The following is an 11,462-nucleotide window of genomic DNA, read 5'->3' as shown; positions in this document are numbered from 1 at the left end:
TTGCGCATGCGCCGCCTTTCCGTATGGTTTCATCGTCCAGTATAGCGCAAGGCAAGCGGGCAGAGGCAGGCCGCCTGGACAGTGTGCGAAACAAGCGGAAGGCATGTCGTTGCCGCAGCAGGTCTACAGTGAAAAGGTCTGCGCTGCGCCCTGCGTACTCCGCGTTTTTTGGCGAATACCGAAACAGAAAGCCTTTCGCTCTTACCTGATGAGACGAATATGGCAGCGCACAATACAGAGCAGAGGCCCGACCCTGTCCTCAATCAGCAAAACAACAACCGGACGCTGACAGTACCGTTGCGCTTTCGCGGGCGCAGGCGCGCCGCGACTATGCTAGGGACCAGCAACCAAGAGGGCGCGGTGGCCAGTGCGGCACCCGCTTGACGAGAACACGGAGGAGCACCTCATGAGAGACCCTGTAAAAGACCGCATTGTATTTGCGACGGACTTCTCTCCCTTGCTGCCCGACCGGACAGCAAGCCCTGCCGCATCGGTCTACCTGCCCCTGCACGGCGGCGATGACGGCTTCTACCACGACCGCATCCTGCTGGGGAACTTGGTCGCCGAGGCCAAAAAACAGCTGACAGCAGCCTTCGGCAAGCGCAGTTTCGCGTCGCTTGCCGAGACGCTTGAGTACATCGTCGCAAACCCTGCCGAGATCGTCGGCGACAAGGGGGTGCGCGGGCTTGGCGTGCTGGCAACCAATGAGCAAGCCTGCGTCTACCGCCTACCCTTCCCTGTCGAGCCGCGCGTGCAGGTAGGCGAGACGTTCTTCTTGAAGCCACTGCTACGCGACTTCCAATACGGGTCGCGCTACGTGCTGTTGGGACTATCGGCCGATCGGTTCTCCTTCATCCGCGGGTCGTTCACCTCGCTCGACCGTGCGGTGCTACCCGTTGGCACCGACGACCAGTTCAGCGAGCTCTACCCGCTTGAATACGACGGACGCCCGGCGCTGGACTACACCACGCTCGAAGGGCATATGTCGCCCTACCACAACTACCGCTCGCGCGACGACGTGCGCAAAGAGGAGTCCGAGAAGTTCTTCCGCTACGTGGGCGAGACGGTGTCCAAGCACCTCATGCCCGCCTGCGAGGTGCCGGTGGTACTGGTGGCGCTGCCCGAGCACCAGGCCCTGTTCCGTCGCGTAGCCGATATCGGCTGTTTGCTGGACGAGGGTATCGAGCAAAACGTCGACGAGCTGTCGACGGCCGAGCTCTTGGCTGATGCCGCGGCCGTTATCGGCCGCGCCCGGGAAGCGCGCGCATCCTCGCTCATCAAGGACTACGCCAACCGCCGCGCTCACGGCGGCAGCACCGACGATGCGGCCGAAATAGGCATGGCGCTGGTCGAGCGCAAAGTACGTGCGCTGTTCGTCGAGGAGGGGCGCGAACTGCCGGGCACGTTCGACGAGGCCACCGGCAAAGTCTCCCACGAGACGAAAGCCGACCACGGCGAACGCGGAGACCTTGCAGGCAGCGACCTTGCAGACGCGCTCGCGCAGGCGGCGCTGCGCCAAGGCGGCGACGTGTACGTGCTGGCCGCCAGTGACATGCCCACAAAAGCCGGTGCAGCTGCCTTGTTCCGCTACTGAGGCCCTGCCTCACAGCACTCAAGACGCGCCATGCGCTACAATATCCTCGAACAAGACAGAAGCCCTGCCGCGGTGCCCGATTGCAGCGGCAGGGCGACGGCGACCCGAGGACTCCGCATGGAACAGCGCACATCACCGGAAAACACGAACCGTATCCCCTATTTGAAGCTCGACGTATCCGTCGAGGAAGCCATCCGCGCCGACCGCGCCGCCGGATGGAAGAACCCTCATGCCTTCGACGACGGCCGCGTACTGCGCCGCGAGGCGAAGCAGCACGACGAGGCCACGCTCACCCGCCCTGCTTTCGCGCGCGATATCGAGAAGATACTGAACGTGCCGGCCTACAACCGCTACGCCGACAAGACGCAGGTGTTCTCGTTCGTGGAGAACGACGACATCTCGCGGCGCGGCCTGCATGTGCAACTGGTCAGCCGCGTGGCGCGCGGCATCGGATCGCTTTTGGGGCTGAACTGCGAGCTTATCGAGGCCATCGCCCTTGGCCACGATGTGGGCCACACGCCGTTCGGGCACGCGGGCGAGCGCTACCTGAGCCAAAGCTACCACGCCCGCACCGGGCGCTACTTCAACCACAACGTGCATTCGGTGCGCGTGCTCGACCAGCTGTACCGCCGCAACGTCAGCCTACAGACGCTCGACGGCGTGCTCTGCCACAACGGCGAGTTTGCCCAGCAGGTGCTGCGCATGGGGGAAACGTACGATTTCGAGGCGCTCGATGGGCTTGTGGAAGCCTGCACGGCCGAGGAGAACACCATCAAGTGCCTGCGTCCCTCGACACTCGAAGGTTGCGTCGTGCGCGTCAGCGACATGATCGCCTACGTGGGCAAGGATCGCCAAGATGCCCTCGACATGGGCGTCCTCTCCTCGTATGCGCCCTTCGATTCGGCCGTCATGGGCAAGACGAACGCGGCTATCATCAACAACCTCACCGTCGACATCGTCAACAACAGCTACGGCACCGACCGCATCGCGCTCAGCCCGGAGATGTTCGACGACTTGAAGCGGGCAAAGAAGCAGAACTACGAGCTGATCTACCAACGCGAGGGCTTGGCCGAGGGCGACGGAAACGTCGTCGAGGACATGTTCGAGGAGCTGTACGCCCGCCTGTTGGCCGACCTCGAGGCAGGCGACGAATCGTCGCCCGTGTTCCGGCACCACGTGGACTACCTGGCAGAGAAGTCGGCCTCTATCAAGCGCGAGACGTACCTCGAAACCGAGCCCAACCAGATCGTGGTGGACTATCTGTCCTCGATGACCGACGGCTACTTCACCTCGCTCTACGCGCACCTGTTCCCGACAAGCGCCAAACACCTCGTCGCACGCGGGTACTGCGCCGACCTTACTTAGGCGTCCCCCGCCTCTTCCAGCAAGTCGATAAGCTCCTGTTTGTCGTGCACGTCGAGCTTGCGGTACAAGTGGGTCAAATGCGTGTTCACCGTGCCGGTAGTCAACCCCAGCTTCGAGCAGATGCGCGGGGTCGAGCGCCCCTTCGCCAGCAGCATCATGATCTCCTGCTCGCGCGGGGTAAGACCGTGCTGTTCGGCCAGCTTGCTGCATCGGTCGCAAAAGGGACGGCGACCGCCGTTTCCACGACGCCTTGCACCCGCATCGCTGCAAGACAAGCGCCCGAGAAACCGCTTCGAGGAGAGAACCACGTAAGCGAAGAACAACAGGCAGGTACAGGCCAGCGCAAGGATGCTCAAGAGCTTCGGCGTCAGTTCCAGATACGACCCCAGCAAAGCCCCGCCGAACGTACCCGCAAGCGAACCCGCCGTATGGGCACCCCATCCGATACCGAACGCGACCAGTGCCGAGATTCCGTACAAGCCCGTGATGCGCACCAATGCCGTCCAGATGAGCAAGGTAACCACGCAGTAGATGACCAACGCCAGCAAATCGGCGGCAAATGACCCCAGGTCGAGAATGGGCAGCAACAGGAACACGAACGCCAAGGCGAGCGCACTGACTCGGTAGGCCAAAGAGAAATCCAGCTCACTCGACGCAAGCAACGGAGCCACTACTACCGCCACCGACACGATAGTGGCCAGCAGGAACAGCCATGGATAGCTCCCTTCGCTGATGATGGGCGAAGCATTGAAGAACAGGGCCCGCATGAGGGATTCGGCAAACGAGAGCACCCCGAGCGACAGCACAGCGCCAACCGAGAACGCCCCCCTGCTCACCCGGCGCGGCTCGATCTCCGGCGACTCGCGCCACACGCCCAGCACCGTGAACAGCACGAAGCCCACCGCCAAGGGCAAGGCCACGGTCAGCGCCACGCCCACCGGACGGGGCAGTGCCACCGCAAGCGCGAACAGCAGAGCCGCCAACGTGAAGGCCGAGGCCGTGTTCACAACCGCGCGGGCAATGGGAACGCCCCTGAACACCGATCCCCACGCCAGGTACAAGACCCCCAAGCCCCCGCCGGCCAAAGTTGAGGCCAACGAGCACCACGGTTGGCGTATAACGTCTATGTCGACGATCACCAGCGTCAGCGTCGCAACCGCCATGACCACCGGAGCCGCCCACCGCACCAGCGCACTGCGCATGGCACCCATGAACGGCCGCGACGCGAAAGCAGCCAACAGCAGCACTGCAAGCACGCCTACGCTGGAAAACCCCACCACGCTGTTGAGGTGGCTCACGTCGTTGCGCATGGAAAAATGAATCGTCGTGCTGAACAGCACGATATAGGCCCACGCTAGGCTCAAGGCAAACCCGAGTGCGCGAATGTCGAACACATCGGCCAGCGTCACATCGCGCAAATGTCCCCGTAGATGCCCCCAACGCTCAGAAAAACCAGTTCCCATTGCTATTTCCTTCCCCGCCTACAACCCCTTGCCTGCAAGCAGCCTCATTGTAGCGCAAGACACTCATCATATAAATCATACGTCGACGCAGATAATCGACGCATTTCCACAAACGAGGAAACCTACGATGCAAAACGTGCAGGGGAAAGCGTACCGTAAATGACATCGCCTCAGGATATTCCCCTCTGCAGCGCAAAGGCATGGCAAGGTCGCGATAGGGGTACCGAGGTCGAGGGAGCAACCGGAAAGGCATCTTGCAGAGGATAAGGGTCGGGGAGACCTATCAAAAGGAGGAGGGATTATGGCAGAAATGACGAGAAGGACGCTCTTCAAGGGCGCCGCCGCGCTGGGCGCTGCGGCCATGCTCGGCGGCTGTACACCGCAGGGAGGCCTGAAGGAAGCGGACAAGAAGGAAGGCGGGAAGGCGGCAGGGCAAGATGCCGGCACCGTGGAAGTGAAGCACGCCTGGTGCAAGATGTGCGGCCCCGCCCGCACGCATTGCTCGACGCTCTGCACCGTAACTGACGGCCGCTGGACGAACGTGGAGGGCAACCCCGAGGCCGGCAACAACTATGGACGCGGAAGCCGTACGCTGTGCGCCAAGGGCAACTCGGCTATGCACACCGTCTACACCCCGGAGCGCCTGCTCTATCCCATGAAGCGCACCGGCGAGAAGGGCGAGGGCAAGTTCGAGCAGATCACGTGGGACGAAGCGCTCGACACCATCGCCGCCAAGCTCAAAGAACAGAAGGAGCAGTACGGAGCCGAGTCCTACGGCGTGCTCTCGCCGCAGTTCTACTCGGTACTCGGCAGCTTGGGCCGCCGCTTCCTCAACGTGCACGGATCGCCTAACTACCTACACAGCGCCATCTGCAACTCGCAGCGCATGTTCTCGCGCCTGGTGACCATCGGCGGCCCCGAGCACGCCAAGGCAACCGACACCGCTCCCGGCCAGCTGGGCAAGACCAAGCTCTTGGTGGTATGGGGCTACAACTCCGACAACTCAGCCGTGAACCAGGGCAATCCTAACGGGCGCCTGAACGCCCAGGAAAAGGGCATGCAGGTCATCGACATCCGCCCGATGCAGGAGGGCCTGGGCTCACACGCCGACCACTGGGTGCCCATCATCCCCGGCACCGACGGCGCGCTGGCCATGGCCATTTTGAACACCATCATCGGCCAGGACCTCTACGACCACGACTTCGTGGCGAACTGGTGCAGCGGCTTTGACGAGCTGGCCGAGCACATGAAGCAGTACACGCCCGAGTGGGCCTCGCCCATCACCGGTGTGCCGGTCGAGAAGATCAATGAGCTGGCCACACTCATGGGCACCGTGAAGCCCATGGGCATCAACATCGGCAACGGCATCGGCGACCAGTCGGTCGACAGCCACTGGACCGTGGCAACCTGCTGCCTTATCGAGGCCATCACCGGCAACCTCGGCGTCGCTGGCGGCGGTGGAGCGGGCATGATCATGCCCGAACCCCTCATCAAGACCAAGGGCATTGACCTCTTATCCGACCGCCTGCCCGCCAGCGAAGAGGACACGAAAAACGGCTGGATGGCCGGCGTAGCCAAACTCGTGGCACCCGAGACCCCGCGTTGGTTCCAGAACATGAAGACGCAGGAATCCGGACCGACCAGCGCCTACAACAAGGGCCTGCAGTCCATCCTCTCCGAGAAACCCTACCCCTTGCGCTTCGTGTTCGCCCAGTCGACGAACCCCATATCGGGAACGCGCCAACCCAAGACCATCGAGAAAGCCCTGAAGAAGCTCGACTTCTACGTGGTCATGGACGTGGCCTGGAACTCGTCATGCGACTACGCCGATATCGTGTTGCCCGCCACGACGCAGTACGAATCTGCCGACCAGTTCTCCACCAAGAACATGCCTGCCGGCACGTTCATCGGCATCAACCAGGTAATTTCCGAGCCTCCCGGAGAAACCCGCTCCGACTGGCAGTACTACCTCGACCTGGCCGTGAAAATGGGCTACGGAGACGACTTCTGGGGCGGCGACATCGACAAGATGCTCTCCGAGCAGCTGGACGGGTCAGGCGTCACGCTCGAGGAGCTGCGCGAGAAGGGCTACGTGTTCAAAGAGCGCACCGACGGCGCGAAGCCGACCGAACCCGAGTACCAGACCTACGAGAAGATGTTCGCGTCGCTGCCCGGTGGCAAGGTGCAGTGCGTAAACGAATGGATCGGCGGCAAACCCAACGCCACCGACTCCGGCACGCTGGAGAAGCTGCCCGTCTACAAGGGCGCGCCCGAGAGCTTGGACGGCACACCCAATCTGGTAGCCGAATACCCGCTGGTCATCTCTGACGTCCACGCATACCGTCTTTGCAACCACAGCTACTACCACGACGTGCCCTACCTGCGCGAGCTGCAGCCTGAGCCCTGGGTGAAAATCAACCCGGCCACAGCGAAGCAGTACGGCATCGCCGACGGCGATTGGATGACCATCACGTCGCCCCACGGCAATATCAAGATGGTGGCGCGCTACTTCGAAGCCATAGCCCCCAACGTGCTTATGACCAAACGTGGCTGGTGGGAGCCTTGCGAAGAGCTGGGATTGCCCGGCTACGGAACCTTGGACGGCGGCAGCGAGGTGAACGTACTCTACGACGACACGATCGAGAACTACGACCACTTCACGTCATCCATGGCCAAGCAGACGCTCGTCAAGATCGCGAAAGGTTAGGGATAAACCATGGCTGAACAATATGGATTCTACGTCGACACGAGCCGCTGCATCAAGTGCTGGGCCTGCCAGGTAGCATGCAAGCAGTGGCACGGCATCAAGGCGAACACGGTAGCGCGCCGCGAGGTCAAAGAAACGGTCGAAGGCACCTTCCCGAACGTAAAAAGGAAGTTCGAGTCCCTCTCGTGCATGCACTGCGAAAAGCCGGCCTGCTTCGGGGCCTGCCCTCAGGGTGCCATCGAGAAACGCGCCGACGACGGTATCGTCACGGTGAACCTTGAGAAGTGCATCGGCGACAAGTCATGTGCGGAAGCGTGCCCCTTCGACGTTCCCGAGTTCATCGAGAGGGACGGCAAGACGGTCATGGACAAGTGCGACACCTGCCTGTCCATCGGCCGCAACGAGGACGGCAACCCGCACTGCGTGGCCGCCTGCCCCCTGCAGGCCCTGCATTTCGGCCCCCTTGCCGAAATGGCTAAGCTGGCGGCCGAGAAGGGCGGCAAGCAGATGGAAGGCGAGACGGTTCCGAGCGTCTACGTCTCCTAAAAGCACCCTCCCGGGGAGGCCGTGCACGCGGCCTCCCCTCCCCTAGCCCGCCTCCGCAAGGACGGCGGGCTAGGCCTCCCGCCACGACCTGTCGCCGACCGCATACCAACGTCGAAGGAACGCCCATGGACACCAACGACCTCACCGCCCTCATGAACGACCGCTCACTGGCCTACCGCTTCTTGGCCCGCGCCTACCGCACCGCCCCCGACTTGGCCTTCATCGAAGCGCTGCGCCAGGGCGGCGCCGACGAACGGCCCGCCGACGACCCGCTTGAAGCGTTCTTCAACGAGCTTGCGGCAGCCTCAGCCGAGCAGATGCGCATCGACGTGGCCGCCGACTACAATCGGCTGTTCTTGGGAATGGGACCCCATCCCATCGCCCCGTACGAATCGGTGTTTTCGAGCGCCGAGGGCCTGCTTATGCAGGAGGCGCGCGACGAAGTGGTAGCCGTCTACCGCTCGGAAGGTTTCGCCGTCGAGGACGCGTTCAACCTGCCGGAAGACCACCTGTCGCTCGAACTGGAGTTCATGGCCCTCATGGCCGAGCGGACGGCCTCGTCGCTCGAAGCGGAATCCCCCGACGAAGCCGAACGCTGCCTTTCCGTACAGCGAGCTTTCCTAGAAGACCACCTCGGTTGCTGGGTTCCGGCGTTTTGCGATGCGGTGAGCGAACAGGCACGCACGACGTTCTTCCGCGGCCTGGCCCGCATGACAAACGAGCAGGTAGAAGCCGACCGTACTCTGATTGCATCCCTTTAATCCCGTGCGCGAAAACGCCTTGCCCGTTGCTTGCCGGACCCTCCCCACCCATCTGGCAGGCAACGGGCAAGGCGTTTGGGTTCTATCGGAATAGGGTATGCGCTACACTGGTGCCTTCCAAGAAAAGGAGGCTCCGTGAAGCTGCTTATCGCATCCGACCTGCATGGCTCGGCATCTGCCGTGCGATCTCTTGCCGCGCGTGTCGAAGCGGAAAGCCCTGAGCGCATCGTGCTGCTCGGCGACCTGCTCTACCATGGGCCGCGCAACGACTTGCCGCACGACTACGCGCCCAAGGAGGTCGTGCCCATCTTGAACAGTTGGGCCTCGTACATCGTAGCCGTGCGCGGCAACTGCGATGCAGAAGTAGACCAGATGGTGCTGGACTTCCCTTGCCGGGCCGACTACGCGATGGTGGAGACCGACGGGCACGTGCTGTACCTGACCCACGGGCACGTAGACGACATGACGCCCGACAACCCGCCTACGCTCGCCCCTGGCAGCGCCTTTCTCTCAGGCCATACACACGTGAAGATGCTTGAGGAGCGCAGCGGCATCCTGTTCGTCAACCCCGGCAGCACGTCCATCCCTAAAGACGGCCGAGCCAGCTACGCCGTCTACGAAAGCGGCCGCTTCGCGCTCAAAAGCCTCAACGGCGAAACGCTGTCGGAGGGCGGCTGGGCAGGATCGGCGTAGCCTGTCACGCACGCTGCTTCCACCACACCTGGAAGGCGGCAGGTGGAAATGTCGGCGTGCGCCAAGGACGCAGCGGCTAGCGACCATCCGGCTGCCGCTCCGTACGCTCTCCCAGGTCGATAAGCTCTTGGCGGCCATGCACGCCACATTTGGCGTACATGCGGCGCAGGTGCGTGTCCACGGTGCTTTTCGAGATGAAGAACTCCGAAGCGATGCGCTCCCCCGTACGGCCCTTCAGGGCGAACGGCAGTATCTCGGCTTCGCGGTTCGACAGTCCGAAGCGCGAGGCGATGAGCGCACAGGCATCGTCGAAACGGTCGGCGTCGCGCGCGATGACGGACAGCGCCCGGAAGTCACGCTCGGTGAACAGGAACAGGTAGGCAAACAGCGCCGCCAGGCCTGCACAGGCCACCACGACATAGGGCGTCTCGCCGAAACCCGAGAACGCATCTATCACGTTGCCCAGCGCGACGCCGGCCACCTCGCCTGCGAACAGCGCCGTGAAGCCGTGCGCGAAGGACTGGGCGGCATCCTGTCCCGTGATATACGCCATGACCAAGAACAGCGATACAAACACGGCAGAAAGCCCCAAATAACCCGCCAATACGATAGCTTCGCCCGGCACGCCAAATTCGCCCAGCACCGGCACGAACAGGAAACCCGCCATCATCACCAGCACGGCAAGGCGGTACACGTCGTCAAGCGGACCTTCCTGCTCGCCCGACGCCGGATCGGCGGCAAGGACGGCCGCATCTCCGCCCAAGGAACCGACACTGCGCCGTGCGGCAGCTAACAACTGCAAGGCGGCAACGCAAAAGATCACGAACAGCAACAAGGTCGCCGGCAACGTAGGGGTAGACGCCATGCCCGGGTCCGAACCGTACGTCTCCATGAATCCCGCCGCCAAGCCGAACAGCACCGTGCCGGCAGCCATCTTCATCGACAGACGCGCCGTCTCCTTGCGCTCTGCAGGCGTAGCCAGCAAAATCCGCAGCGACAGGGATCTGGACTCCGTTGCCGCCGAGGATGCCTCGCGGCTTGCAGCCGAGTTCCCCGCCGTCGGCCGGACCGCCGAAGCAGGCAAGGAAGCGCCCTCTTCCCCGCAGCGTCCCGCGTCCTGGCCTTTCTCGCCACGCGCGAGCAGGTACAGCGCCCACACGCTGCCGAGGGGCAGCAGCTTCAGCACCAAGGGGGCAACATCCAGGGGAATGGCCGCGAAAACGAAGCACGCCGTAGCCCCCAGCGCCGAGCCCAAGAACACTTCGGGCACCGAGCGCGACACGGCACGTCCGCCCAGAGCACGGCCCCAAGCGGCAAGCATGAGGCCTGACGGAAGGCCGACGAAAACGCTTTCCAGGACGATATCGGCCGCTTCCATCGTGCCCGGAAGGATGGGGACGATGGATGCCACCACAAGCAAGGCGGCATAGCACCACAGAAGCGGCGGCGCCAGAAGAGCGCTGCGCGCCTTGGGCGAGGCGATGCGGAACAGGGCGAACGCCGCTATCATGAACAGGAGGGTGCCGAACAGATCGGCACGCTCGAACGCGACAGGCACCGTGCCGAGCGCGCGGTTCGTGCCCATATAGAACAACGAGAACACAAAGCCCTGGTTGCAAGCAAAGCCCAGCACGGCACGTAAAGACGGCCTGGTGCCGGCATGCATGAGCGAGCGCATGCACCCTCCTTTCGCGATCGGAATTGCAACGGATACCCTATGATACCGCAAGCTGCACCTCGTCTCCGAACCCCCGTTTGCCTCTCCCGCAAACAAGCACGGGAAAAGACATGCGCCCGTGCCAGATGAGGCACGGGCGCATGTCCGAGCGCGGGGAGGGAGGGTCGCGCTCTGGGGTAATGCTATGCGCGCAGCCAAAAGCCGGCGCAGCGAACTGGTTACTGGCGATTAGGCAGTGGTGGTCTTACGGGCCTTCACGGTTCTCGTCGGCTTCGGGGCAACTTCCTCGACCGTCTCCGCAACCGCGTCGGTTGCTTCCGCTTCCGTAGCTTCGACGAGGTTCTCGCCCTCATCGGCCCCTTCAATCTTCTTCTCGCCAAGGCCGTCACGCAGGTTCTTCACCGTCAAGCCAACCGCCTTTCCCAGCTTCGGCAAGTGCTTCGGGCCGAAGATAAGCAGAACGACCGCGAGGATGATAAGTAGTTCGGGCATGCCCATACCGAGGATTTTCATAACGAGTGCGCCTCCTAAGCGAACGATCACGAGCTCAAAGTAGTTTCAACGTCCCGCAGTATGCCCCGCAACAGCGGTTCCGCCTATCATGCAGATCGCTGATTTTGTCATGTACGCCGCGTTTTCTTTGTCATGCAAACGG

Annotated in this window: 9 protein-coding genes; 6 read left to right on the top strand and 3 right to left on the bottom strand. The window is 62.8% G+C overall.

What is annotated here, in order from left to right; translation table 11 throughout:
- Positions 1 to 406 precede the first annotated feature (406 nt).
- A complete protein-coding gene (locus RR842_RS08335) occupies positions 407 to 1,594 on the top strand; it encodes a hypothetical protein (protein ID WP_332729449.1) in 1,188 nt (395 codons plus the stop codon).
- Positions 1,595 to 1,711: 117 nt separating this feature from the next.
- Positions 1,712 to 2,959 carry an HD domain-containing protein gene (locus RR842_RS08330; RefSeq protein WP_332729448.1) on the top strand — a complete coding sequence of 416 codons (1,248 nt, stop codon included), beginning with the start codon at positions 1,712 to 1,714 and terminating at the stop codon, positions 2,957 to 2,959.
- Here RR842_RS08330 and RR842_RS08325 read toward each other — a convergent pair.
- Positions 2,956 to 4,422: a helix-turn-helix transcriptional regulator gene (locus RR842_RS08325; protein ID WP_332513490.1), complete on the bottom strand. Its 1,467-nt coding sequence runs from the start codon at positions 4,420 to 4,422 to the stop codon at positions 2,956 to 2,958. The genes RR842_RS08330 and RR842_RS08325 overlap by 4 nt on opposite strands.
- A 301-nt stretch (positions 4,423 to 4,723) precedes the next feature.
- Here RR842_RS08325 and RR842_RS08320 point away from each other — a divergent pair, with 301 nt between their 5' ends.
- From RR842_RS08320 to yfcE, 4 genes are all read left to right on the top strand, one after another.
- Complete coding sequence (locus RR842_RS08320) at positions 4,724 to 7,129, top strand: molybdopterin-dependent oxidoreductase (RefSeq protein WP_332513489.1); 2,406 nt, start codon at positions 4,724 to 4,726, stop codon at positions 7,127 to 7,129.
- Positions 7,130 to 7,138: 9 nt separating this feature from the next.
- Complete coding sequence (locus RR842_RS08315; protein ID WP_332518351.1) at positions 7,139 to 7,675, top strand: 4Fe-4S dicluster domain-containing protein; 537 nt, start codon at positions 7,139 to 7,141, stop codon at positions 7,673 to 7,675.
- Positions 7,676 to 7,800: 125 nt separating this feature from the next.
- Complete coding sequence (locus RR842_RS08310) at positions 7,801 to 8,436, top strand: molecular chaperone TorD family protein (protein ID WP_332553718.1); 636 nt, start codon at positions 7,801 to 7,803, stop codon at positions 8,434 to 8,436.
- 135 nt (positions 8,437 to 8,571) lie between these two features.
- Positions 8,572 to 9,129: a phosphodiesterase gene (yfcE, locus tag RR842_RS08305; protein WP_332729447.1), complete on the top strand. Its 558-nt coding sequence runs from the start codon at positions 8,572 to 8,574 to the stop codon at positions 9,127 to 9,129.
- A gap of 76 nt (positions 9,130 to 9,205) precedes the next feature.
- On the opposite strand, the gene RR842_RS08300 is transcribed toward yfcE, so the two are convergent.
- Together RR842_RS08300 and RR842_RS08295 are read right to left on the bottom strand one after the other, a co-directional pair.
- Positions 9,206 to 10,807 (bottom strand): LuxR C-terminal-related transcriptional regulator, encoded by a 1,602-nt coding sequence (locus RR842_RS08300; RefSeq protein ID WP_332729445.1) that lies wholly within the window; start codon positions 10,805 to 10,807, stop codon positions 9,206 to 9,208.
- A gap of 228 nt (positions 10,808 to 11,035) precedes the next feature.
- Entirely contained in the window at positions 11,036 to 11,320 is a 285-nt protein-coding gene (locus RR842_RS08295) for a twin-arginine translocase TatA/TatE family subunit (protein WP_332729444.1), read from the bottom strand.
- Between the last annotated feature and the right edge of the window lie 142 nt (positions 11,321 to 11,462).

The sequence above is a fragment of the Gordonibacter sp. genome (assembly GCF_036667095.1).
GTDB lineage: Bacteria > Actinomycetota > Coriobacteriia > Coriobacteriales > Eggerthellaceae > Gordonibacter.
This window is presented reverse-complemented; position numbering and strand designations above follow the sequence as displayed.

Bases quoted from the DNA above. Each gene is read 5' to 3' on its own strand.
- RR842_RS08295 (WP_332729444.1), bottom strand. From the start codon at position 11,320: ATGAAAATCCTCGGTATGGGCATGCCCGAACTACTTATCATCCTCGCG.
- RR842_RS08325 (WP_332513490.1), bottom strand. From the start codon at position 4,422: ATGGGAACTGGTTTTTCTGAGCGTTGGGGGCATCTACGGGGACATTTG.
- RR842_RS08310 (WP_332553718.1), top strand. From the start codon at position 7,801: ATGGACACCAACGACCTCACCGCCCTCATGAACGACCGCTCACTGGCC.
- RR842_RS08300 (WP_332729445.1), bottom strand. From the start codon at position 10,807: ATGCGCTCGCTCATGCATGCCGGCACCAGGCCGTCTTTACGTGCCGTG.
- RR842_RS08330 (WP_332729448.1), top strand. From the start codon at position 1,712: ATGGAACAGCGCACATCACCGGAAAACACGAACCGTATCCCCTATTTG.
- RR842_RS08335 (WP_332729449.1), top strand. From the start codon at position 407: ATGAGAGACCCTGTAAAAGACCGCATTGTATTTGCGACGGACTTCTCT.
- RR842_RS08320 (WP_332513489.1), top strand. From the start codon at position 4,724: ATGGCAGAAATGACGAGAAGGACGCTCTTCAAGGGCGCCGCCGCGCTG.
- RR842_RS08315 (WP_332518351.1), top strand. From the start codon at position 7,139: ATGGCTGAACAATATGGATTCTACGTCGACACGAGCCGCTGCATCAAG.